Raw genomic sequence first — 24899 nt, 5'->3', positions numbered from 1 at the left:
AATGGAAAACGAATTATTTGAGAAAACAAAAGTGTCCAAAGCATATATGACGCTCGCACTTCCGGTCGTGCTCGGCATGGTCGTGTCGCTGATCTATAATATGGTAGATACTTTTTTCATCGCGCGGACCGGAAACACGGCACTGATTGCCGGCGTATCGCTCGGCACACCGATTTTCACGCTGATGATTGCACTCGGTGACATCTTCGGCGTCGGCGGCAGTTCCGTCATTTCGCGCCTCTTCGGTAAAAAAGAGTACGAGGACGGAAGACGGATCAGCGTATTCTGCTTTTACGCAGCGATTGCTGTCGGCATTGCGGTCAGCATCATCCTGCTTGCCGCCAAACAGCCGATCCTTGGCCTGCTTGGCTGTGATGAGACGACGTGGCAGTATGCGGGGGACTATTACCAGTGGATTGCACTCGGCGCACCGTTTATCATCCTGCAGCTGACGCCGAACAATCTTCTTCGGACCGAGGGCTTCGCAAAAGCCTCGATGATCGGAACAATGCTGGGAGCCGTTGTCAACATCATTTTTGACCCGATCTTTATTTACACGCTCGGCATGGGAGCAGCCGGAGCAGCGATTGCAACGGTGATCGGCAACATCTGCGGTGATATTTTCTATGTTATCTTTATGATAAAGAAATGCCGCTATCTCTCCGTCGATTTCCGAAAACTGAAAATGACCGGAGCAGAGGTGCTCGCCGTTCTTGCCATCGGCATTCCGGCATCCGTCACAAACTTCATGCAGAGCATCGGCGTGACGCTGACGAACCGATTTTTGCAGCCGTATGGAACGGACAAAGTTGCAGCGATGGGAATTGCTTTGAAAATTATTATGATTTCTGTTCTTGTGATGGTCGGTTTCGCTTTTGGCGGACAGCCGCTGGTCGGATACAATTATGGAGCGAAAAATAAAAAACGTCTCAGTGAGACGATCCGCTTTGCCTTCCTCCTGGAAGTGCTGACCGGTGCCGGAATGGCGGTTGTGCTCGGTGCGGCGGCTCCGCTTCTCGTGGGACTGTTCTTAAAAGAGGCGGATGTCATTGCAGTGGCCCAGCAGATCCTCCGCGTCCAGCTCATTGGTATGCCGTTTGTTGGTATCGTACTCGCATCGACCTGTATTTTCCAGGCGATCGGAAACGGGGCAGGAGCAATGATTCTTTCAGCAGGACGTCAGGGCGTGATTTTTGCCATTGTAATTTTCTGCGCTTCAAAACTTGCCGGTTTTTCCGGTGTTATTGCCTCCCAGCCGGTTTCTGATTTTCTGACCGCATTGGTGGCTGTGATGATTCTGCTTCAGTGGAAAAAGAAAGAATTTGCAAAATAAGAAAGAACAGCAAAGCGGCTGCGGCACAGCGTTCCGGAACGGGAACCTGCCGCAGCCGCTTTTGGCGTGCGCAAAAAAACAGAATTCCTGCACAGGCGGCCGCCATGTCAAAAACACGTAAAAGTGATGAAAAAACGTCTCTTAATTCGGCAGTATTACGGGATTGCATTCTGAGAAAACAAGATATAAAATGGCATGAGATTCGACAAAAAGGGGAAGCAAAAACATACGACAATAGGGAGGACATCACATGGCAACAAAGAAAAGTGCAGTAAAAGATCTGACAAACGGCAGCCCGGTAAAACTGATTCTGGGGTTTGCACTGCCGCTGCTGCTCGGCATGCTGTTCCAGCAGTTTTACAGCATGGTCGATACGATTATTGTAGGAAAATTCTTAGGCGCGAAAGCGCTCGCGGCTGTTGGAAGCACAGGTTCGATCAACTTTATGATCGTGGGATTCTGTATGGGAGTCTGCAGCGGATTTGCAATTCCGGTTGCGCAGATGTTCGGGGCAGGAGACCGGAAAGCGCTGTGCCGGTATGTAGGAAATGGAGCCGTCCTGGCCGGTATTCTTTCCGTGGTGATGACCGTTCTTGTCTGCATCTGGTGCCGCGACATTCTGATTCTGATGAAAACCCCGTCCGATATTCTGGACGGTGCATACGCTTACATCTTTGTTATTTTCCTCGGAATTCCGCTTATGGTGCTCTATAACCAGACATCAGCAATCATGCGGAGCCTCGGCGACAGCCGCTCCCCACTGATTTTCCTCGGTATCTCTTCAATACTGAATATCGTGCTAGATCTTGCGCTGGTCCGCCCGATGGGAGTAGCGGGAACCGCGTGGGCGACGATTATCGCGCAGGGAGTCTCTGGATTCCTGTGTCTCTTTTATATGAAGAAAAAATTCACCATCCTTGCTTTTACGAGAGAGGACTGGAAGCTGCACAAGCATTATGTGCTTAATCTGTGCAATATGGGAATCCCAATGGGACTGCAGTATTCAATCACCGCGATCGGAAGTGTTATTTTGCAGACCGCTGTCAACGGCCTTGGTTCCACTGCGGTTGCATCTGTTACGGCTGCCGGTAAAATTTCCATGTTCTGCTGCTGTCCGTTCGACGCGCTCGGCTCCACTATGGCGACGTATGCCGGACAGAACGTCGGTGCGAAGAAGATGGATCGTGTCAACACCGGTATTTTGACAAGTTCCATTATTGGAAGCGTGTATTCCGTGGTCATTTTAGGAGTCATGTTTCTGTGGTCCCGCCAGATTTCGCTTCTCTTTGTAGATGCATCTGAGACGGTCATCCTCGACCAGGCGCGTCAGATGCTGCTGATCAACATGGTATTTTACATTCCGCTGACCCTTGTCAATGTCGTACGCTTTACCGTGCAGGGCATGGGCTTCAGCAAATTTGCAATCCTTGCCGGCGTCTGCGAGATGATCGGCCGTTCGGTGGTAGCCTTTTTCCTGGTTCCGTATTTTGGTTACACCGCAGTCTGCTTCGCAAGCCCGGTGGCATGGATTCTCGCCGATCTGTTTCTCGTTCCGGCGTACCTGTACTGCGCAAAAACGCTTCGTTCTCTTTTTGAGAAAAATGCGCAGATGATGTAAGCCGTGCCGCAAGATGGACAAGCTGTTTCAATTCTGGTATAATGGAGCCTGGATTTTAGGAAAGCTGAAAAAGAATCCCATAGAAGAGAGGAAGATATCCTATGAAACAGTCGGTATTAGAATATAAGAAACTTCTGGAGCAGGAAGGCCTTCTGGTGGAATTTGCAGAGCCGGAAGGAAAAGAAGGAGAGGACAGACCCGTTACCCTCGTAACGTATTTTTCGGGCGGAGCTGATCAGGGAACGCTGTTTCTCTGCAAAGGAGCTGCATTCAAAGAGGCATACTTAAAAGACGCCGTAAACCGCGGTGCTGTTGCCTATGTAAGTGAAAAAAAATACGAAGCGGGAAAAGAAATTCCGGCGCTCATCGTCAACGATGCCAGAAAAGCACAGTTTGTGCTGGGTGAGGCGTTTTACGATTATCCGGCAAAGTCGCTGCATGTCACGGCGCTGACCGGAACAAAAGGAAAGACAACGACAGCCTACTACCTGCAGTCGATGCTCGATGCCTGCCTGAAAAAACAGGGCGGAAACGGATGTGCACTGTTAAGTTCGATTGAATATTACGACGGAAAGACGAGAGAAGCATCAACGCTCACCACGCCGGAATCCCTGGAGCTGTGCCGTCATATGCGCAATGCCGTAGATGCAGGCCTTTCCCATATGGTGATGGAAGTATCCTCCCAGGCGCTCAAATACGAGAGAGTCGGAAACACGCATTTTGATACCGCCATTTTCCTGAACATCTCCAAGGACCACATCAGCCCGACGGAGCACAAGGATTTTGATGATTATTTCCAGTCGAAATTAAAGATCTTCGACCGCTGCACCTGCGCCTGCGTGAACCTGGACAGCGACCATATCGGGGAAATCCTGAAAGCTGCGGCAAAATGTGAGCGCGTCGTTACGTTTGGATCGAAAGAAAATGCTGTAATCCGCGTGAGTGATATCAAGCCGGGCAGAGGAAAATTCTATTTCCATGTGGCAGGACCGGATTTCTCGGAAGATTTTACCCTGCCGGTGCACGGAGCCTTCAATGTGGAGAATGCCGTAGCTGCCATTGCGGCTGCCTGGTCGATGGGAATCCCGGTTTCGCTGATCAAGGAAAGCCTCCTTGGCGTCACCGTTCCGGGAAGGATGGAGACGTATGAGAGCAGCGCGGGCGAGGTCACGGCGATCGTGGATTTCGCGCACAATGGCCTGAGTTTTGAAAAAATGTTTGATACCGTAGCACTCGAATACCCGGGGAGCCGCGTAAGCGTTGTGTTCGGAACCCCGGGCGGAAAAGCATTCAACCGCAGAAAAGATATGGGTGAGATTTCCGGAAAACGGGCGGACCGGATTTTCCTCGTACCGGATGATCCGGGAAACGAAGATCCGCAGGCGATCTGTGAGGAGATCGGCGGGTACATAGCAAAGGAAGGTGCATCCTTCCAGATCCGCATGGACCGCGGAGCAGCAATCCGGGAGGCGATTCTTGGCGCCGTACCGGGAGAGGTTGTTCTGATCCTTGGAAAAGGCGCGGACGTGACGATGCACGTCGGAAACGGAAATGTGCCGTACCGGTCAGATGCCGTCTATGCAAAAGAGGCGCTTGCCGAATATGGAAATGCATTTGCCGAAGCGGCAACGGCTCGTGAAACAGAAGAATAGAAGCAAAAACAGAAAAAACAGAGCAAAAAAGACACGGAACAGAAAAATCCGTGTCTTTTTTGCGTCTGGCGGCAGCAGAAATGAAAATCAGACAGGAAATTTGGCGGATACATCCTACAAAATGTAGAAAAGAAGGACAGAAACTAGCCCGTATGACGAAAAGTTGTTAAAAATATAACGAACGAAAGTTAGACGTGTGAAACTAAACACAGAAAGCAAAAACCCGGGAACCATGCGGAAAAAGACGAATTCTGCGGGATGAAGGACAAAGCTGTAAGTTTTTGGAAAGAATTCTTGTGAAAAAGAACAAAAAATGGTATAATTGTATTGAAATATATCCAGAACACCCCTTCTGGAAGCGTACGGGCTCAGTGAGAAAAAAGATTTCACGAAAATGCTCGAAAAAAACACTTGTTAAATTCTTGTCATAGTGCTATGATAAGGAAAGTGAAAAATTTATCAATCACAAAAACCAACTAGGGGTATTTTAGAAAGGAGTATTTATGAGCAGCAAGATTACCATCATTGGAGCTGGAAGCGTTGGATCTACGATCGCCTATACACTGTCGAACGAAGACATCGCGTCTGAGATTGTTCTCATCGATATTAACAAGAAAAAAGTAGAGGGAGAGGTTATGGATATCGCGCAGGGTACCTGCTTCCGCGATCCGGTCTCCATCATCGCAGGTGAGTATGAGGATGCCAAGGACTCTGATATCGTAATTATTACTTCCGGTATTGCAAGAAAGCCTGGCCAGACCCGTATTGAGCTGACCCAGACCAACGTAAACATCTTAAAATCCATCACACCGGAAATCGTAAAAGCGGCTCCGAATGCCATCTATATCATTGTAAGCAACCCGGTTGACATCATGACCTATGTGTTTACAAAGATCTCCGGACTTCCGGAAAACCAGATCCTTGGTTCCGGTACTATGCTGGATTCCGCAAGACTTCGCTGCGGACTGTCTGAACACCTCAACATTGCACAGAAAAACATTCATGCTTACGTATTCGGTGAGCACGGTGATACTTCCTTCATTCCGTGGAGTGGTGCTTACGTTTCCGGTGTCAGCCTGGACGAGTACTACGACACCGTAGAAAAAATGGGCAGGAACGTAACCAAGATCGACAAAGATGCTATGCTGGAGTACGTAAGAACTTCCGGCGGACAGGTTATTGCAAACAAAGGAGCTACTTTCTATGCAGTATCTGTTGCAGTATGCAAACTGGTAGCAACCATTCTTTCTTCTTCCGATTCTGTAGCAACCGTATCTTCCATGATGCACGGTGAGTACGGCATCGAGGATGTATGCTTAAGCACACTGACCCTCGTTGGACCGAAAGGCGTACAGGGCAAGATTCCGATGCGTATGACAAAAGAGGAAGTAGAAAAACTCAAAGCAAGTGCCGACGCATTAAAAGCAGTTATCGCACAGATCGAGCACTAAGAGCGGGCAATAAGCTCAAAACATAAAATTTATGGCAGTGGCAGAAAGTGCGAAAGAGCGGTATCTCCCACTGCCTTAACGTGCGCCTGAAGAAATTTTCCGCCGGGTGTACATAAAAAGAGTACCGGAAACTTTTCCGGTGCCGGACAGAAGATACCGCAGGAAAAATGGAAACCAACAGGAGCAAGTAAGAAAGGAGCAATTCCATGACCTACAGTTATTTTCCGGGCTGTACGCTGAAGAACAAAGCAAAAGATCTGGATCATTATGCCAGAGAGTGCGCAAAAGTTCTGGGATTTGAACTGGAAGAAATTGAAAACTGGCAGTGCTGCGGAGCTGTGTATCCACAGGCATCCGATGAAATCGCCACAAAACTTTCTTCGGTTCGCGCCTTAGCAGACGCCAAAGAAAAAGGACAGGATCTGATCACAGTCTGTTCCGCCTGTCATCACGTGATCAAACGCGTAAACGATGACATGGCGAATGTAGAAGACATTCAGACAAAAGTAAACAACTACATGGCTCTTTCCGAGCCATATCTTGGCGAAACGAAAGTACTTCATTATCTGGAAGTGCTGCGTGACGTCGTTGGATTTGACAAGATCAAAGAGAAAGTGGTAAACCCATTAAGAGGAAGAAAAATCGGCGCATATTACGGCTGTATGCTGCTTCGTCCGAGCACCACAATGCAGTTTGACGATCCGGAAAATCCGACAATCATTGAAGACTTTATCAAGGCCCTTGGCGCAACACCGGTCGTATATCCGATGAGAAATGAGTGCTGCGGCGGCTACATATCCCTGAAAGAAAAGAAAATGGCATCCAACATGGTAGACCAGATCATGGCATCCGCATCCTACAAAGGAGCAGAAGAACTGATCACTGCATGTCCGCTTTGCATGTACAACCTGCGCAATAACGGAACAAAAGAAGGTCTTCCGGTTACCTACTTTACCGAGCTTCTTGCAGAAGCACTCGGCATCAAAGAGGAGGTGCAGGCATGAAAATTGCAACATCCGATGAAATCCGTGCCATCGCCGGTGTGGATACCAGAAAATGTATGAAATGCGGTAAATGTTCCGCATCCTGTCCTGCTTATAACGAAATGGACATCCGTCCGCATCAGTTTGTATCTTACGTACAGAACGGCGATGTGGAAGCACTGATGAACTCCAAGTCCATCTGGAAATGCCTCTCCTGCTTCGCATGTGTAGAGCGCTGTCCAAGAGACGTAAAACCTGCCAAACTGATCGAGGCAGTTCGTCTTTCCGTGATCCGTCAGAGAGGAGAGAATTATCTTTCTCCGGATGAAATTCCGGCTCTTCTGGATGATGAGACTCCGCAGCAGCTTTTGATGAGTGCATTCCGTAAATATAGAAAGTAAAAAACAACCCATCCACAGAAAGGTGAGAGAAAAGTGCAAAGAATAGGAGTATTTGTCTGCCACTGCGGTACAAATATTGCGGCTACCGTTGATGTCAAAAAAGTTGTTGACGTCATCAGCAAAGAGCCGGGTGTTGTACATGCAGAGGATTATCAGTATATGTGTTCCGAAACGGGTCAGCAGAAAGTAATCGATGCCATTCAGAACGAGCATCTGACCGGCGTTGTGATCTGTTCCTGCTCTCCGCGTATGCATGAAGGAACATTCCGCAAAGCAGCAGAAAAAGCGGGTCTGAACCCGTATCAGCTGGAGATTGCAAACATTCGTGAGCAGTGTTCCTGGATTCATAAAGACATGGAAGAGGCTACCGAGAAGGCCGTAATTCTGGCCCGTGCAGCCGTTGCTAAAGTTATGCTGGATACCCCGCTTACCCCGGGCGAGAGCCGCGTTGTAAAACGTGCGCTGGTGATCGGAGGCGGTATCGCAGGTATTCAGACTGCACTGGATATCGCAGATGCAGGCTATGAAGTAGATATCGTAGAGAAGACCCCGAGTATCGGCGGAAGAATGTCACAGCTTGACAAGACATTCCCGACCCTCGACTGTTCTTCCTGTATCCTGACTCCTCGTATGGGAGAGGTAAACGCGCATGAGAAGATTAACATCTATACCTACAGTGAGGTAGAGAGCGTTGGCGGATTCGTCGGTGATTTCAAAGTAGACATCCGTAAGAAAGCAAGATACGTAGATATGGACAAATGTACCGGATGCGGACTCTGTCAGGAGAAATGTCCTTCCAAGAAGAACCTGAGCGAGTTCAACAGAGGCCTGTCCAACCGTACTGCAATCTACACACCGTTCGCACAGGCAGTTCCGAACGTACCGGTTATTGATACTGCAAACTGTATCCACTTCAAAACCGGAAAATGCGGTATCTGCTCCAAAGTCTGTGCAGCAGGTGCAGTAAACTACGACCAGAAAGATGAAGTAATCACCAGAGAGTACGGCGCAATCGTTGTGGCAACTGGTTTTGATACCATCAGTCTGGACAAGTTTGACGAATATTATTACAACCAGAGCAAAGACGTAATTACCTCCCTTGAGATGGAGCGTCTGATGAATGCTGCCGGCCCGACAGGCGGTAAAGTAGTACGTCTTTCCAACGGCGAGCATCCGAAGGATATCGTGTTTATCCAGTGTGTCGGTTCCCGTGACGTGACCTGCAGAGGAAAGAGCTACTGCTCCAAGATCTGCTGTATGTACACCGCAAAACAGGCTATGCTGGTGCGTGACCATTATCCGGATGTCAACGTACATGTTTTCTACATTGATGTTCGTACTCCGGGTAAAAACTTCGATGAGTTCTATCGCCGTGCGGTAGAAGAGTTCGATGTAGACTACATCAAAGGCCAGGTAGGAAAAGTATCCGAGGCTCCGAACGGACGTCTTCTGGTACAGGGTTCCGACCTGCTTGACAACCGTCAGATCAAAATGGAAGCAGACCTTGTTGTCCTTGCAACTGCCATCGAGCCGAGCAAAGATGCAAGAAAACTGGCTACCATGCTGACCGCAAGTATGGATACCAATGATTTCTTTACTGAGGCACACGCAAAACTGCGTCCGGTAGAGTCCCCGACCGCAGGTGTCTTCCTCTCCGGCGTATGTCAGGGACCGAAAGATATCCCGGAGACCGTTGCACAGGCAGGAGCTGCTGCTGTCAAAGTAGTCGGACTGCTGGCAAAAGACAAACTGACCACCAACCCGTGTACAGCAGAATCCAATCCGCTGTTCTGTAATGGATGTGCATCCTGTGAAAAAGTCTGCCCATACGGCGCAATTTCCTACGAAGACCGTCAGGTCAACGACCATGGAATCCGTGAAACCAGACATGTGGCAGTCGTTAACGGCGCACTTTGCCATGGATGCGGTGCATGTACCGTTGCATGTCCGTCCGGCGCTATGGACCTGAAAGGATTCTCCAATAGACAAATTCTCGCGGAGGTAGATGCAATATGCCGATAGATAACAACGAAAACAAAGAATTTAAGCCAGTCATCGTGGCATTCTGCTGCAACTGGTGCTCCTACGCAGGAGCAGACCTGGCAGGTTCCAGCCGTCTTTCCTATCCGGCAGACGTAAAGATCATCCGTGTTCCATGTTCCTGCCGTGTCAATCCGCTCTTCATCTTAAGAGCATTCCAGAAGGGCGCTGACGGAGTCATCCTCTGCGGATGCCATCCGGGAGACTGCCATTACAGCACAGGAAACTATTATGCAAGAAGACGTATGACTCTGCTGTTCTCCATGCTGGATTACATGGGCATTGAGAACGGACGTACCCGTGTGGAATGGGTATCCGCCGCAGAAGGTGTGAAATTCTCCCAGACCATGAACGAGTTCATCGAGCAGGTTACAAGCCTTGGTAAGAATGTCAGATTGGAGGATTTACGATGCAAGAAAAATTAGTATCCCGCGCAAAAGAGCTTCTGTCTGACGGTACCGTAGTCCGTGTTCTTGGCTGGAGAAAAGGTGACACTGATTTCAGTGCAGAGCCTGCATTCTTCGAGACTGCCGAGAGCCTTTCCGAGTTTACCTACGACGGATTCTGCGGCGCAAATCTTAGCAAATACATGATTAAAGCATCGAAAGAAGAAGGAAAAACACTCGTTTTCTTAAAACCGTGTGATACTTACAGCTTTAATCAGTTAATCAAAGAGCATCGTGTGGATCGCGAGAAAACCTACATCGTCGGCATCGGCTGCGATGGAAAACTCGATATCGAAAAGATCCGTGAAGCAGGATGCAAGGGTATTACCGCTGTAACAGAAGACGGCGATACCATCAAAGTGGCAACTGTTTACGGCGACAAAGAGCTCGTAAGAGAGGATGTTATCCTGGAAAGATGCAAAGCCTGCAAGGGCGGAAAACACGTTGCCTACGACGAGCTGGCAGAGAACTGCGACGAAGAGAAGCCGGCAAAAGAAGGCCGTTTTGAACTGGTTGAGAAGCTCGAGGCAATGGCTCCGGAAGAGCGTTTCGCATTCTGGCAGAACGAACTGTCCCGCTGTATCCGCTGTAATGCATGCCGTAACGTATGTCCGGCCTGCAGCTGTATCAAATGTGTCTTCGATAATGACCGTTACGATACCGCACAGAAAGCAAATACGACTACATTTGAAGAGCAGATGTTCCACATTATCCGTGCATTCCACGTTGCCGGACGCTGCACCGACTGTGGCGAGTGTTCCCGTGTATGTCCGCAGCACATTCCGCTGCACCTGCTGAACCGTAAATTCATCAAAGATATCGACGAGTTCTACGGAGAGTATCAGGCAGGCGCCGATACCGACAGCCGTGCACCGCTCACCAACTTCACACAGGAAGATGTAGAGCCAAGTATCGTTAAGGAAAGGGGTTAAGGGATGTATCAGATTAGCAGAGAAAAAATGCCGGAGCTCCTTGCCGCTGTTGCAAAGGAGATGGATCTTTTCCTTCCGGTACAAAACAATGGAATTACCAATTTCGGTTTCTGGACCGAGGACGCAGACGTGGATCTCGATACCTTAAAAACCGTAAAATCCCCGAAAGATGCCTTTTTCCCGCAGAGTGAAATTCTTTACTCCTGCTATCAGAAGGCAAATAAAACCAGCATTGAACCGGCTGCATTAAAAGACGCACCGTTTGCTATCTTCGGCGTTCGTCCGTGCGATGTCAGAGCGTTCGATGTTCTGGACCGCGTTTTCTTAAGCGAGCCTGCAGACGTTTACTATGCAGCAAGAAGAGAGCACGGCATCGTTGTTTCCCTGGCTTGTCATGAGCCGGAAGACAGCTGCTTCTGTAAAACCTTCGGCATCGATGCTGCAGAACCGGCAGCAGATGTTGCTATGTGGCAGGTAGCTGACGGTTATGCATGGGAAGCAAAAACCGAAAAAGGCCAGAAACTGACCGAGCTTGTAAAAGCTTACCTGACCGAGCAGGATCTTACCAAAGAAGTAGAGGCTGAGAAAGAAGCAATCCGTACCCTGATCGACAAGATGCCAAACAGCAACCTTTCCCTCGAGGGATGGGGCGTAGGCAAGACAAAAGAGCGTTTCGATGATCCGAAGTGGAAAGAACTTTCCGATGCCTGCTTAGGCTGCGGAACCTGTACGTTCTCCTGTCCGACCTGCCAGTGCTACGATATCAAAGACTTTAACACCGGAAACGGTGTACAGCGTTACCGCTGCTGGGATTCCTGCATGTACTCTGATTTCACCATGATGGCAGCAGGAAACAACCGTACCACACAGCTGCAGCGTTTCCGTCAGCGTTTCATGCACAAACTGGTATACTTCCCGGACAACAACGACGGAATGTATTCCTGCGTCGGATGTGGACGCTGCGTAGAGAAATGCCCGCAGTCGCTGAACATTGTCAAAGTAATCAAACGCATGGGAGGTACCAAGTAAATGTGCAATTGTAGTTGTGGAAGCGAAGAAAAGAAAAACGCTTTGCTGCCGCAGGTCGGTATCATCACAGATATCCGCCGCGAAACACCGGACGTAAAAACATTCCGTATCGTTCGTCCGGACGGCACCAAGCTGTTTGAACATATGCCTGGCCAGTGCGCAATGCTCTGTGTACCGGGTGTCGGAGAGGCACTGTTTTCCATTACCTCTTCCCCGACAAACAAAGAGTACCAGGAGTTCTCCATCAAGGAGTGCGGTACTTTAACGAATTATCTTCACAACATGTCCGTAGGAGATGAAATCCTGGTTCGTGGACCGTACGGAAATCATTTTCCGGTAGAAACTGTATTAAAAGGACAGGACCTGCTGTTCATCGCCGGAGGTATCGGTCTTGCACCGCTGCGTTCCGTCATTAACTACGTACTGGACAACCGTGACAATTATGGAAAAGTAGATATCGTTTACGGTTCCCGTTCCAAAGACGATCTGGTACAGTTAAAAGAGATCCAGGAAGTATGGGCAAAAGCAAAAGATGTCAACGTACACCTGACGATTGACCGTGAACAGGAAGGCTGGGACGGCCATGTAGGATTCGTTCCGAACTATGTAAAAGAACTGAACATGTCCGTTGACAAAACAGCTCTGATCTGCGGACCGCCGATCATGATCAAATTTGTTCTTCAGGGACTTCAGGAGCTGGGCTATGAGAAAACACAGGTTTACACCACTTTGGAGCTTCGTATGAAATGCGGTATCGGAAAATGCGGCCGCTGCAACATCGGAGACAAATACGTCTGCAAAGACGGCCCGGTTTTCCGCTGCGACGAGATTGACGAATTACCGAACGAATATTAAACGGAGGTTGAAGAAAATGCAGGAAATGGTAAATATTTACGTTTACGGCAAAAAGTATTCCGTACCTGGCGATCTGACCATCATGACCGCTATGGAGTACGCCGGATATCAGTTAAAACGCGGATGCGGATGCCGTCACGGATTCTGCGGTGCATGTGCGACCATCTACAGAATCAAAGGAAAAAATGAACTGAAAACCTGTCTGGCATGTCAGACACAGGTAGAAGACGGCATGTATATCGCAAGCCTTCCGTTCTATCCGATCGACAAGAGAACCTACGATATTGAAGAGATCAGCGCAGAGCAGAGAGTCATGATGGATCTGTATCCGGAAATCTACAGCTGCGTTGGATGTAATGCATGTACCAAAGGATGTCCGCAGAGCCTGAACGTTATGCAGTATATTGCATATGCACAGAGAGGCGACTTCAAGAAATGTGCAGAAGAGTCCTTCGACTGCATCGGCTGCGGAATCTGTGCATCCCGCTGTCCGGCTGGTATCTCCCATCCGATGGTAGGAGAACTGGCAAGACGTCTGAACGGAAAATACATTGCTCCGAAGTCTGAACATGTAAAGAACCGTGTAGCAGAGATCAAAGAAGGAAAATTCGATGATCTGATCGAGCAGGTTATGCAGAAACCGATCGAAGAAATGCAGGAACTTTACAACAACCGTGAGATCGAGAAATAAGGAGGGAATTTCGAATGTATACACTGGCCAATATGCAGGACTCTATTAAAAAGGTAGAAGCTACCAGAGCCCAGAGAATGGCAACAGAGCCAAGAAGAATGACAGCGGATGAGAAAGATGCCCTTCTTGCAGCATATCATCCGGACTATAAAGAGGAAGGCTTCATCACCCTGAAAGTCGGTCCGAACAAAGGCGAGAAAGTTCCGACAGAGCTCGGCTATCTGCTGGAGTCCAACAGCCGTATCCTCGGTGTTGACATCGACCTTGACAAAGTAGATTATGACGTAGATGTACTGGTTATCGGTGCCGGTGGAGCAGGTTCTTCTGCAGCTATCGAGGCTCACGAGGCTGGCGCAAACGTTATGATTACCACCAAACTGAGAATTGGTGATGCAAACACCATGATGGCAGAAGGTGGAATCCAGGCAGCGGACAAAGAAAACGATTCCCCGGCACAGCATTATCTCGATGCGTTCGGCGGCGGACACTTTGCTGCAAGACCGGAACTGCTCCGCAAGCTCGTAATGGAAGCTCCGGATGCAATCTCCTGGCTGGAAAACCTCGGCGTTATGTTCGATAAAGATGAGAACGGCCGTATGGTAACTACGCACGGCGGCGGAACTTCCAGAAAACGTATGCATGCATGTCGTGACTACTCTGGAGCAGAGATCATGAGAACACTGCGTGATGAAGTCATCAACCGCGGTATTCCGGTAATCGAGTTCTCTTCCGCAGTAGAACTGATCAAAGACGATAAGGGACAGGTTGCAGGTGCTGTTCTCCAGAACATGGAGACTGGCGAGTACCAGGTAGCAAAGGCAAAAACCGTTATCATCGCAACCGGTGGTGCGGGACGTCTTCACTACAACAACTTCCCGACATCCAACCATTACGGTGCAACCGCTGACGGTCTGATCCTTGGATACCGTGCAGGCGCTCCGCTTCTGTATCAGGATACCATTCAGTACCATCCGACCGGAGCTGCTTACCCGGCTCAGATCTTCGGTGCTCTGGTAACCGAGAAAGTACGTTCTCTGGGCGCAATGCTCGTAAACGTAGACGGCGAAGCATTCATGCATCCGCTGGAAACCCGTGATGTATCTGCAGCAAGCATCATCCGCGAGTGCTCCGACGACCGCAACGAGGGCGTTGAGACTCCACAGGGCAAGGCTGTATGGCTGGATACTCCTATGATCGAGCTGATCCACGGAGAAGGCACCATTGAGAAGAGAATTCCGGCTATGTTCCGTATGTTCATGCAGTATGGTATCGATATGAGAAAAGAGCCGATTCTGGTTTATCCGACCCTGCATTATCAGAACGGCGGTCTGGAAATCAACGGCGAAGGCTTCACCAATACGGTAAACAACCTGCTTGTAGCAGGTGAGGCAGTTGGAGGAATCCACGGAAGAAACCGTCTGATGGGTAACTCTCTGCTGGACGTTATCGTATTTGGCCGTGATGCAGGAAAAGCTGCAGCAGCCAAAGCAAAAGACGTAACACTTGGAAAGATGAATCTGGATCATGTGGAGAAATATGCCGAGACCTTAAAAGAGGCAGGCATCGACACCGGTATGGTATCTCCGCAGCTTCTGCCGGATTATGCAGGTAAAAGACACCTGTAAAATGCAGTAACCGCGAAAAAGCGTGGCCCGGGGCAGAAATACTGTCCCTGGACACGCTTTCCGTGCTGAAAATCCATTGGATGATCGGTATGATAAAATAGCAAGGAAAGAAAGGTGGAGAATCCCATGCGTGAAATTCAGGCTAGTACCATTACGGATGTGGTAGAGAAACTTTGTATCGAAGCAAACTACCATCTTCCGGAAGACGTAAAATGTGCCATCACAGGCTGCCGTGCCTGCGAGGATGGCGAGATTGCAAAAGGTGTTCTGGACAAAATCGTAGAAAACTATGAGATCGCAGACGCACAGAACGTGCCGATCTGCCAGGATACCGGAATGGCATGTGTTTTCCTGGAAATCGGACAGGATGTGCACATTGCAGGAGGGGATCTTGCAGAGGCAGTCAACGAAGGTGTCAGAAGAGGATATGACAAAGGATACTTAAGAAAATCCGTTGTCAAAGATCCGGTCAGAAGAGGAAACACCGGCGACAATACACCGGCTATGCTCTACACCGAGATCGTTCCTGGCGAGCAGATCAAAGTTACCGTAGGCCCGAAAGGCTTCGGAAGCGAAAATATGAGTATGATCCGTATGTTCAAACCGTCCGCAGGTCTTCAGGGAATCAAGGATTTCATCCTGGAAGTTGTTGAGACAGCAGGCCCGAACCCATGCCCGCCTATGGTAGTCGGCGTTGGTATCGGCGGAACCTTCGATAAATGTGCACTGCTTGCGAAAAAAGCACTGATGCGCCCGATCGATTCCGAGAACCCGGATCCGTTCTACGCAGATCTGGAAAAAGAAATGCTGGAGAAAGTCAACAAACTCGGCATCGGACCGCAGGGCTTCGGCGGAAAAACCACAGCCATCGGCCTCAACATCGAGACAATGCCGACTCATATTGCGGGAATGCCGTGTGCAGTTAACATCAACTGCCATGTTACCCGTCATAAAACGGAGGTGATCTGATCATGGAAAAACATATTCAGCTGCCTTTAACAGAAGAACTGGCAAAAACACTGCATGCCGGAGATACCGTATATCTTTCCGGAACCATCTATACCTCCCGTGACGCAGGCCACAAGAGAATGTGTGAAGCGCTCGCAAGAGGAGAAAAAATCCCGTTTGATCCGACAGACGCTACGATTTACTACGTAGGACCGACCCCTGCAAAACCAGGCCAGGTCATCGGATCTGCAGGTCCTACCACCAGCGGCCGTATGGATGCGTATGCTCCGACCATGATGTCCGTAGGCGCAAGAGGAATGATCGGTAAGGGCGCACGTCTTCCGGAAGTTGTAGAAGCCATGAAGAAATATCATGGCGTATACTTCGGAGCCATCGGCGGAGCCGGCGCACTGCTTGCAAAATGCATCAAAAAAGCAGAGCTGATCGCATACGAAGATCTCGGTGCAGAGGCACTTCGCCGTCTGGAAGTAGAGGATATGCCGCTTTTCGTTATCATCGACTGTGAGGGAAATAACCTGTATGAGATGGGAAGAAAAGAATACTTAGAAGCGCATAAAGAAGACTAAAGGTTACATTTGTAACGACGAAATACAAGAGAGACCATAGACCCATCTGATTATTTCAGACAGGTCTCAAGCTGAAAAGACATCAGGGCATTAACACTTGCAAGCGACTTTCGGCAGAAAAAGAAATGAAAGAGGAAGAAAAACATGACTGTAGAAATGATAAGCCACTTACTGGAAGCACTGATGATCCTGTGCTTTGGCCTGTCCTGGCCGCTGTCCATTTATAAATCCTGGACTTCAAGAACAGCAAAAGGAAAGAGCCTTTACTTTGAGGTGTTCATCTGGATCGGATATATTTTCGGTATTGCCAACAAATTTATCAGCTATATGAACAACCCGGACAAAGACTGGATCTTTTTCCTTGCATGGGCTTTCTATTTCCTGAACATTGCAGAGATCACGGTAGATATGGTGCTGTACTTCCGCAATGTAAAACTGGATAAGAAAAGAGAAGCAGAGAAATAAGACAGCGGAATACAGTTAAACTTACAGAATCCCCGGCGGTGCGGCATTTGATGCGGCATCGGCGGGGATTCTTATTTCTATACGATGACTCACACTGCGAAAAGAAAACATTGCGGGAACGCAGAAAGCAGGGTATACTTGTGTATAGAATCTGCTTGACTTAAAGTGCACTTCATAGTTTAAAATAAAGAAAGCTGGAGATTTGCGGTGTCAGAAAAGAGAAGGTTCTGATAAAGCAGAGGTTTCGGCTTTCTTTTTATGTTGTATCGTATTTGGGTGTGAAAAAAAGGAAAAAACGAAAACGAGGTGAATGCTTTGGAGGCAAGAGAGGTATTAGAAAAAGTAAAAAACAACGAAATCTCGATCGAGGAGGCAGAGAAATATTTCAAAAAAGAGCCGTTCGAGGAGATGGGATATGCGAAGCTGGATACGCACCGTGAAATCCGGAGCGGATTTGCGGAGGTCATTTTCTGTGCACGGAAGGCGGATGAACATCTGCTGAAGATTTTTACGCGCCTGTATGAGCAGGACGGAGAGGTTTTCGGAACGAGAGCCAGTGAGCATCAGTATGAGCTGATCCGCGAAAAGTTTCCGGAAGTGGTGTATGATCCGCTGTCCCATATTTTAAAAATAGAAAAGAAAGACAAGAAGCGGATCGGAAAAATTGCGGTCTGTACGGCTGGAACTGCGGATATTTCCGTTGCCGAGGAGGCGGCGCAGACCGCAGAATACTTCGGTGCAAACGTTGAGCGTATCTACGATGTCGGTGTGAGCGGTATCCACCGCCTGCTGTCGCGTCTCGATACGATTCAGAGCGCCAACTGCGTTGTAGCCGTTGCCGGAATGGAGGGGGCGCTGGCGAGCGTGCTCGGCGGCTTGGTGGACAAGCCGGTGATTGCTGTTCCGACATCCGTTGGCTACGGGGCCAGCATGAACGGTCTTTCGGCGCTGCTTACGATGATCAATTCCTGCGCGAACGGAATTGCCGTCGTGAATATCGACAACGGCTATGGAGCCGGATATATTGCAACACAGATTAACAGAATGGGAGTACATCAAGATGAGTAAAAGTTTATATCTGGAGTGCGGGAGCGGAATCAGCGGAGATATGACCGTTGCAGCGCTGCTCGACCTGGGAGCAGACCGGGAAGTACTGGAGAAATCACTGGAAAGCCTGAAACTGCCGGGATACGAAATTGCGATTACAAGAGTGAAAAAGTCGGGGCTGGATGCCTGCGATTTCAATGTGATTCTGGATGCAGAGCATGAGAACCATGATCACGATATGGCGTATCTGCACGGGGATGGGGCGGAAGTGCATGACCATCCACATGATCACGAGCATCATCATGACCACGAGCATGCGCACAGCCATGACCACGATCACACAGGGGAGCATCATCACCATCATGAGCACCGCGGGCTGCCGGAGATTCTTGCGATTATCCGCAGCGGCGGTCTGACACCGGGAGCAAGAGCGCTGGCGGAGCGGATTTTCCAGATTCTTGCCGAAGCGGAAGCAAAAGCCCATGGCGTGCCGCTTGATCAGGTGCATTTCCATGAGGTGGGAGCTGTCGATTCCATCGTGGATATTGTGTCTGCCGCTGTCTGCCTGGATAACCTGGCGCCGGATGAAGTCATCGTGACGGGTCTCAGCGAGGGAAGCGGCTTTGTCAGATGCCAGCACGGCATGATCCCGGTTCCGGTACCGGCTGTTTTAAATATCGTACAGGCACATGGCCTGACCCTCGTTCCGACCGGAATCCAGGGTGAACTGGTCACACCGACCGGAGCAGCCATTGTTGCGGCAATCCGTACCAAAGAGACACTGCCGGCATCCTTCAAATGTACCAGAACAGGTCTTGGCGCCGGAAAACGGACGTATGAGCGCCCGTCACTGCTGCGTGCGATGATGCTCGAAACAGAAGAAAACGACGAGAAAGATACGATCTGGAAGCTGGAGTGCAACATTGATGACTGCACCGGCGAGGCGCTCGGCTACTGCATGGGAAAACTGCTGCGATCAGGCGCAAGAGATGTCCATTACATCCCGGTCTATATGAAGAAAAACCGCCCGGCTTACCAGCTGGATGTAATCTGTGATGATACAACGCGGGAGACGTTGGAAAATATCATATTCGCCGAGACCACCACAATCGGCATCCGCCGCTGCCGGATGGAGCGCACCGTGATGAAACGCGAGTTTGCGACAATCGCAACCGAGTACGGCCATGCGGCAGTCAAGATCTGCCGCCACGGCGAGATCGAAAAAATTTACCCAGAGTACGAGAGTGCCGCAGTAATTGCAGAAAAAAGCGGCATGCCGGTCGGCGAGGCTGGTGCGTGGATCGTACAGAAATATAAAGAAGGAAACAAAAAAGCATGAGATATTTAAAACCACATTTTTACGACCAGTTTGTATGCACCGCCGGAGACTGCCCGGATACGTGCTGTGCCGGCTGGCAGATCGTGATCGACGAGGATTCCCTGGAGCGGTATGGAAATGAGAAGAGTGAGTTTGGAAAGCGCCTGCGCAATTCGATCGACTGGGAGGAAGAGTGTTTTTACCAGAACAACCGCCGCTGTGCCTTTCTGAATGATGAAAATCTCTGCGATCTTTACAAGGAACTGGGGCCGGATTCCTTATGCGACACCTGCCGCCTTTACCCGCGCCATACGGAGGAGTATGAGGGTCTGCGTGAATTATCCCTGTCCCTTTCCTGCCCGGAAGCTGCACGGATTATCCTGTCCTGCAAAGAGCCGGTGCGCTTTCTGGAGGAGGAGACCGACGAGGAGGATGATTTTGAAGAGTTTGACTTCATGATGTTCTCCCAGCTGGAAGACACGAGAGATGTTTTGTTCCGGATTCTGCAGAACCGCGAACTGCCGCTGCAGGAGCGCATGACGGCGGCAGAGCAGCTCGCAGAACAGTATCAGATCTGTATGGAGGAGCAGCGGGAGTATGATATCGATGACCTGCTTCGGAAGTATGAAAAGCATCTGGAAGAGGGAACCTTAAGCGAGTGCGTGGCGGAGAGCCTTGCGGAAAAAGGTGTGGATGCTGCATCCTTTCATGCATATGACCGCCAGGTGAAGGAACTTGCCGTTCTCCGCGGTCTCGAGCGTCTTCGTCCGGAATGGGATACTGTGCTTGACGGCACAGAAAAAGCGCTGTATCAGAACGGAGAAACCGCTTATCAGGCCATCTGTGAAGAATTCCATCGCACCTGGGGCGCTGCAGGTGAACGCCGTGCAGAGTGGGAAAACATCGGTGAGCAGCTTCTGATGTTTTTCGTCTACACCTATTTTTGCGGCGCCGTCTACGACGATATGGTCTGTTCCAAAATGGAACTCGCGCTGTTCTCTGTCCGTTGGATTCAGGAAATCCTGGTTGCACGGTGGCTGGAAAATGGAAAAACGCTTTCCATGCACGACATCGAGGAGCTTTCCTGGCGCTATGCGCGTGAGGTCGAGCATTCCGATGATAATCTGAATGCGCTTGAGGACTGGCTTTTTGAAACTTATGCACCAGAAGGCTGTGTGCTGGAGGAGGAGTAATCCTGCATCCGATAGACTTACTGCACATTTTCCCTGATGTGTGTTAAGATAGAAGCGTTGTTACAGAAAGAAAAGAGGGAAAATTATGCAGGAAAAACAAAAGAAATGGATTCTGCGCATTGCGCTTTATCTGATTGGAATTATGGTGCTGGCACTCGGTATCACACTGAATACGAAGACGAACCTCGGCGTATCGCCCATCATCTCCATGCCGTACGCCGTGGCACAGATCTTCGGCTATGAAACAGGAACCGCCGTCTTCGTGGCGTATTTGATCTTCATCGTATTACAGATCGTACTGCTGAAAGGAAAATTCCCGCCGTTCCAGCTTCTGCAGGTTGCCGCAAGTTACCTGACGAGCGCCTTTATCACCATCTTCGACCGGATTTTCCCGGCACCTGACCAGATGGGAATGCGGCTTCTCGTTCTTGTCCTTGCCATCATTCTTACGGGAATCGGCGCCGCTGTGACCGTAGACGTCAACATCGTCCCAAACCCGGCCGACGGCCTGGCAAGAGTTCTCGGCGAGCGCTGCGGAAAGAACATGGGTTTCGGAAAAAATCTTTTTGATTTCTCCGCCATCGTCATTTCCCTTGCGATCGGCCTCATCGATGCCGGCCGCCCGGTAGGAATCGGAATCGGCACTGTTATAGCCATGGTCTGCACAGGAAGAGTCATCGCGGCATTCAATCATTTCGCAAAAAAGAAAATAGAAGAAATCACCATCGCCTGAGTGATCCATGCCCCTGTCGAAAAACCTTGAGTTTTCGGTGGGGGTTTGTTATAATAAAAGACAGCGAAAGAAAAATTTTTTGATTTGTCATAAGGCGTTTGTTTGCGTTATGAGAAGTGCGAAGGAGGAAGTGGCAAATGAACTTAGTTATTACGATGAGCCGCCGGTTTGGTACTGGGGCGAGTATTATTGCGAAAGAACTTTCCGAGAGACTGCATATCCCGGTATATGATAAGGACGATGTAGAGCACGGCATGCGTGAAAATGCCTTTGAATCTGAGGCGGATGCGATCCGCGAGCTGGCGAAACAGCCGTGTATTATCATTGGACGGTGTGCTTCGGAGTTTCTGAAAGATAAAAGCAACGTCATCAATATTTATGTCTGCGCGGACAAAGAGGACCGGATCAAACGTATCATGAAGCTGTTTTCCCTGACAAGAGAGGCGGCTGAGGTGATGCTGGAAGAGACAGACAAGCAGCGTGCCGAGTATTATTATAAAAATACCGGAAAGACATGGGGCGATGTCAATAACTACCATATGATCCTGAATACCTCGGATCTTGGCATCGAGAACTGTGCCGATATTCTGATGCGGTATTTTGAAATGAAAGATTATATCTAAGAGATATTTAAAAAGAAATACATAAAAAATCAGGTGCTTCCCGAAAAAGAGAAGCACCTGATTTTTTGTGCGGTTTAGTAAGCCTGATACGTATTGCCATAACTTCGGCTGGAGAAGTAATTCTGTTTCAGAACCAGGAACAGTTCGGCATCGGTTGCATATTTGTACGGATACAGATAGAAAATACCGACAAGATTGCAGGTGATTCCGGAAAGAATATACCATCCGATAAAGGAGAGATCAAGAATAAATGTATTCATCTTTTCACCGTTCATCATTTCACGGCTGATGCGGAATGCTTCTTCGGTCGAAAGTTCCGGGTAGTCGGCGAGAAGATAAGGAACCATGTGGTATTCATAAGCTTTCACAATTCCAGGAATCAGAAGAAGCAGCGACCAGAGGAATATATAAAGATTTTTTAAAAACAGAGTCCACACAGTTTTTCCATAGTAGCCGTTCTGGAATCCGAACAGTATGTTGCCAAGTCCCGCTTTTTCCATCGAGTTTTCAATGAAAAACCTCGAGCCTCCTACCTCAAATGGTGCAAGAACAAAAATACGGATCAGAATAAAGGCAAGACCAATGACAAGAAGTACAATGCCGCTGAAGACAGTAAAAACAAATTTAACCGGTCCAAGCGGGGTGAATCTTTCTGCAAAGGATTCCACATTGAAGTTATCGGAAGAAATCGTAAATCCAGATATACCGACCGAGTTAGTCTGATTGCTGTCATTGTTGGAATTTCCAGAATTAGAAGTACCGCTTCCGACCAGCAGAGTCAGAATCAGGGCGGCTACCACACAGATCCAGTAATTGCGTAAAAATGCGGCTTTTCCGCGGGTTTTCAGTTCCTCTCGAGTCCACATAAAAAAGACCTCCCTCTTAATGTAAGTGTAAACAGCAGATAATTCTGCTAAGTCACGATTATCTTACCATGGGGCAGGTGAAATATCAAGACAGCTTAAGGAAAGTTTAAGAAATTGGCAGAAAGATTAAAGTGGAAATGTGCATTCTTAAATAAAGATTTTACTTGTGAAGCGGGGATGAATGTGCTATAATCTCTCCGGTGCGTCAGAACGCAGCGGGGCCGGGTTTCTCCGGGGTGCGTTCTGAAAAAAAAGAAACCTGTACGTTGAATTGACAAAGAGAGCGAGGAATCTACGTGTATCTGACAAAGGGCGAGTTTCTGCAGAAATTTGGGATTCTGCCGCAGGAATTTGAAGAGGCAGATATTTCCTGGGAAGAACTGCTGGAAATTGCGGATGATTATGAACGGCGCCGGCCGACGCTGGAAAAGATCCGAAAAGAATTCGTAGCAGAATTTCTGCAGGACAAGGAAAAAGAGATCGGACTGCAGTCGTACCACAGCCGCCTGAAGGACACCGAACACCTGGTGGAAAAGCTGGTGCGCAAGCGTCTGGAAAATTATGCAAAATACCGGAAAATGGATGCGGCAAACTACATGCGTTATGTGACAGACCTGATCGGAATCCGGGGACTCTTGCTGTATCGGGAGGACTGGGTAAACTTCCATAAATACATTATCCACTGGTTTAAAAACGATCCGGAAAAATACATCCGTGATTACGGCCGTGACTACGACCAGAACGCATCGGGCTATATGGCAGAGCCGCCGAAAGTCCATACAAGACTTGGCGATTACGCCGATATTTATGTGAACTGGATTCCGGAGGAGAACATTCTGGACCGGAAACATTACCGTGCGGTGCATTACATTGTCGTTTACCGCGGCGTCTACATTGAAATTCAGATTAAGACGCTGTTCGAGGAGGGCTGGGGAGAGATTGACCACAGCATTCTTTATCCGCGGCGCAAGGGAAACGCCATGCTGACAGAGTTTTCCGAGCTGCTGAACCGTCTGGCGGGCATGGGAGATGAGATGGGATCGTTCTACCGCCGTCTCCAGGTTGTGCCGGATGAGAAGTTCCAGAGCAAGGAAACGATCGTGCGCAAGCGTGAATTAAAACCGCAGGTCAAGGCAGCGGTGGAAAAACGCGATCTGAACGAAATTCATACGATGGATGATGCCGTCTGGAGCATACTGAAAGAATAAAACTGCTTTTCAGACATGGGAAAGGATAAAAAATGGATGGAAGAAACACGGGCCGCATGGGCTTCTCTCATGCAGCAGAGGACTCTGCGGAGAATATGATGGCGGCAGTCAAAGCCGGAAAAATCCGAAAACATCTGATGGGAAATAACTCGCCGATCCGCTACGGAACAATGGAAAAACGCGAGATGACCGAATATACAGACTTTGTCCGGACGAAACTCTGCTATGAAATCCTGAATCTGCCCGGGGAGGAAAAATGAATACAATAGAAAAAATATACACAAACTACGACGGACTTCTGGAAGAATTTTCCGAGGAAGTAATCCAGAGCCGTTACGCTGTTTTTTACGAAGAAATCGAGGAATTTGCCAAGAGTCTCGGCATCCGCGAGAAAATTCAGATCAGCGAGTCGCTGTTGAGCCATGCAGTGCTGGACTATTTCACAGATATTTCCCGCCTGAAACATTTTCATCAGGCAAAGCATATCAATTCATTGAAAGTGATCTCCTATGAGACCTACTGGCTGCTGCGGAGAAAACCGATCCAGATCCTGGTGGAGGATGAGACATCGGATGCGATGGCATTTCTGAACGAAAAGTTCGTCTTTTCCCGGATTGCCAAATATCTGATGGGCGACGGAAAACGGGTGATTTTAAGTCCGGAGACGAAAAAAGGCTTTCTGAATTATCTCGATTCGCTGTTTTATTACCTGAAATACCGCAATTACGATGCGGAAATGCTCGAGATGATGCTGATGGGCTTCAAAGCGGGTGTTCTCGTGGCGGATGATTTAAAGGAGCAGGAGTCCTGAAAAACGGGCGGAAGCGGAATACAACAAAATAAGATGAAGATCGA

The 24899-nt window shown here is 49.0% G+C and carries 26 protein-coding genes; 25 read left to right on the top strand and 1 reads right to left on the bottom strand.

The features are described from left to right. Position 1 precedes the first annotated feature (1 nt). The 22 genes from DWY63_RS06870 to DWY63_RS06770 all read left to right on the top strand — a co-directional run bounded on the left by DWY63_RS06870 (position 2) and on the right by DWY63_RS06770 (position 21970). Positions 2-1333, top strand: coding sequence for an MATE family efflux transporter (locus DWY63_RS06870; protein WP_117801701.1), 1332 nt, complete (start codon positions 2-4; stop codon positions 1331-1333). Next, positions 1306-1608 carry a hypothetical protein gene (locus DWY63_RS17865; protein ID WP_147326094.1) on the top strand — a complete coding sequence of 101 codons (303 nt, stop codon included), beginning with the start codon at positions 1306-1308 and terminating at the stop codon, positions 1606-1608. The genes DWY63_RS06870 and DWY63_RS17865 overlap by 28 nt, the downstream gene beginning before the upstream one ends. Further along, positions 1584-2951 (top strand): MATE family efflux transporter, encoded by a 1368-nt coding sequence (locus DWY63_RS06865; protein WP_055219374.1) that lies wholly within the window; start codon positions 1584-1586, stop codon positions 2949-2951. The genes DWY63_RS17865 and DWY63_RS06865 overlap by 25 nt, the downstream gene beginning before the upstream one ends. Before the next feature lie 101 nt (positions 2952-3052). Beyond that, positions 3053-4603 carry a Mur ligase family protein gene (locus tag DWY63_RS06860; protein WP_055219372.1) on the top strand — a complete coding sequence of 517 codons (1551 nt, stop codon included), beginning with the start codon at positions 3053-3055 and terminating at the stop codon, positions 4601-4603. A gap of 503 nt (positions 4604-5106) precedes the next feature. Then, positions 5107-6054 (top strand): L-lactate dehydrogenase, encoded by a 948-nt coding sequence (locus DWY63_RS06855; protein ID WP_117801700.1) that lies wholly within the window; start codon positions 5107-5109, stop codon positions 6052-6054. A 206-nt stretch (positions 6055-6260) separates the two neighbouring features. Then, complete coding sequence (locus DWY63_RS06850; protein ID WP_117801699.1) at positions 6261-7058, top strand: CoB--CoM heterodisulfide reductase iron-sulfur subunit B family protein; 798 nt, start codon at positions 6261-6263, stop codon at positions 7056-7058. Further along, a complete protein-coding gene (locus tag DWY63_RS06845) occupies positions 7055-7438 on the top strand; it encodes a 4Fe-4S dicluster domain-containing protein (RefSeq protein ID WP_055219367.1) in 384 nt (127 codons plus the stop codon). The genes DWY63_RS06850 and DWY63_RS06845 overlap by 4 nt, the downstream gene beginning before the upstream one ends. 33 nt (positions 7439-7471) lie before the next feature. Next, complete coding sequence (locus DWY63_RS06840; RefSeq protein WP_055265381.1) at positions 7472-9460, top strand: CoB--CoM heterodisulfide reductase iron-sulfur subunit A family protein; 1989 nt, start codon at positions 7472-7474, stop codon at positions 9458-9460. Beyond that, positions 9451-9903, top strand: a complete 453-nt coding sequence (locus DWY63_RS06835; protein WP_117801698.1) for a hydrogenase iron-sulfur subunit — start codon at positions 9451-9453, stop codon at positions 9901-9903. Before DWY63_RS06840 ends, DWY63_RS06835 begins: the two co-directional genes overlap by 10 nt. Continuing rightward, positions 9888-10856, top strand: coding sequence for a 4Fe-4S dicluster domain-containing protein (locus tag DWY63_RS06830; protein WP_117801697.1), 969 nt, complete (start codon positions 9888-9890; stop codon positions 10854-10856). Before DWY63_RS06835 ends, DWY63_RS06830 begins: the two co-directional genes overlap by 16 nt. A gap of 3 nt (positions 10857-10859) precedes the next feature. Further along, positions 10860-11885: a 4Fe-4S dicluster domain-containing protein gene (locus DWY63_RS06825; protein WP_117801696.1), complete on the top strand. Its 1026-nt coding sequence runs from the start codon at positions 10860-10862 to the stop codon at positions 11883-11885. Then, complete coding sequence (locus DWY63_RS06820) at positions 11886-12740, top strand: FAD/NAD(P)-binding protein (RefSeq protein ID WP_117801695.1); 855 nt, start codon at positions 11886-11888, stop codon at positions 12738-12740. A 16-nt stretch (positions 12741-12756) separates the two neighbouring features. Next, positions 12757-13431 carry a 2Fe-2S iron-sulfur cluster binding domain-containing protein gene (locus tag DWY63_RS06815; protein ID WP_055265389.1) on the top strand — a complete coding sequence of 225 codons (675 nt, stop codon included), beginning with the start codon at positions 12757-12759 and terminating at the stop codon, positions 13429-13431. Between the two features lie 14 nt (positions 13432-13445). Continuing rightward, complete coding sequence (locus DWY63_RS06810) at positions 13446-15056, top strand: FAD-binding protein (RefSeq protein WP_117801694.1); 1611 nt, start codon at positions 13446-13448, stop codon at positions 15054-15056. A gap of 126 nt (positions 15057-15182) precedes the next feature. Continuing rightward, entirely contained in the window at positions 15183-16025 is an 843-nt protein-coding gene (locus tag DWY63_RS06805) for a fumarate hydratase (RefSeq protein ID WP_022461177.1), read from the top strand. 2 nt (positions 16026-16027) lie between these two features. Beyond that, entirely contained in the window at positions 16028-16591 is a 564-nt protein-coding gene (locus tag DWY63_RS06800; protein ID WP_117801693.1) for a Fe-S-containing hydro-lyase, read from the top strand. A gap of 144 nt (positions 16592-16735) precedes the next feature. Then, positions 16736-17056: a hypothetical protein gene (locus DWY63_RS06795; protein ID WP_022461179.1), complete on the top strand. Its 321-nt coding sequence runs from the start codon at positions 16736-16738 to the stop codon at positions 17054-17056. Between the two features lie 315 nt (positions 17057-17371). Then, a complete protein-coding gene (gene larB, locus DWY63_RS06790; RefSeq protein WP_055219567.1) occupies positions 17372-18124 on the top strand; it encodes a nickel pincer cofactor biosynthesis protein LarB in 753 nt (250 codons plus the stop codon). Beyond that, a complete protein-coding gene (larC, locus tag DWY63_RS06785; protein WP_117801692.1) occupies positions 18117-19442 on the top strand; it encodes a nickel pincer cofactor biosynthesis protein LarC in 1326 nt (441 codons plus the stop codon). The genes larB and larC overlap by 8 nt, the downstream gene beginning before the upstream one ends. Next, positions 19439-20614 (top strand): flagellin lysine-N-methylase, encoded by a 1176-nt coding sequence (gene fliB, locus DWY63_RS06780; protein ID WP_055265399.1) that lies wholly within the window; start codon positions 19439-19441, stop codon positions 20612-20614. Before larC ends, fliB begins: the two co-directional genes overlap by 4 nt. 85 nt (positions 20615-20699) lie before the next feature. After that, entirely contained in the window at positions 20700-21347 is a 648-nt protein-coding gene (locus tag DWY63_RS06775) for a YczE/YyaS/YitT family protein (RefSeq protein WP_117509208.1), read from the top strand. Positions 21348-21484: 137 nt separating this feature from the next. Next, complete coding sequence (locus tag DWY63_RS06770) at positions 21485-21970, top strand: cytidylate kinase-like family protein (protein ID WP_022461910.1); 486 nt, start codon at positions 21485-21487, stop codon at positions 21968-21970. 74 nt (positions 21971-22044) lie between these two features. On the opposite strand, the gene DWY63_RS06765 is transcribed toward DWY63_RS06770, so the two are convergent. Further along, a complete protein-coding gene (locus tag DWY63_RS06765; RefSeq protein ID WP_117801691.1) occupies positions 22045-22836 on the bottom strand; it encodes a DUF975 family protein in 792 nt (263 codons plus the stop codon). Between the two features lie 296 nt (positions 22837-23132). Here DWY63_RS06765 and DWY63_RS06760 point away from each other — a divergent pair, with 296 nt between their 5' ends. Genes DWY63_RS06760 through DWY63_RS06750 form a run of 3 tightly spaced genes read left to right on the top strand, consistent with a single transcriptional unit; the run spans position 23133 to position 24855 of the window. Next, entirely contained in the window at positions 23133-24044 is a 912-nt protein-coding gene (locus tag DWY63_RS06760; RefSeq protein ID WP_227093914.1) for a RelA/SpoT domain-containing protein, read from the top strand. Positions 24045-24076: 32 nt separating this feature from the next. After that, positions 24077-24304 (top strand): hypothetical protein, encoded by a 228-nt coding sequence (locus DWY63_RS06755; RefSeq protein ID WP_117801690.1) that lies wholly within the window; start codon positions 24077-24079, stop codon positions 24302-24304. Continuing rightward, on the top strand, positions 24301-24855 hold the full coding sequence (locus DWY63_RS06750) for a hypothetical protein (protein WP_022461914.1): 555 nt from the start codon (positions 24301-24303) through the stop codon (positions 24853-24855). The genes DWY63_RS06755 and DWY63_RS06750 overlap by 4 nt, the downstream gene beginning before the upstream one ends. The last annotated feature ends 44 nt before the right edge of the window (positions 24856-24899 follow it).

Source organism: Blautia sp. AF26-2, from assembly GCF_003460955.1.
GTDB classification, from domain to species: Bacteria; Bacillota; Clostridia; order Lachnospirales; family Lachnospiraceae; genus Fusicatenibacter; species Fusicatenibacter saccharivorans.
Note: the sequence above shows the minus strand (reverse complement) of the source record. Positions and strands in the feature narration are given on the sequence as shown.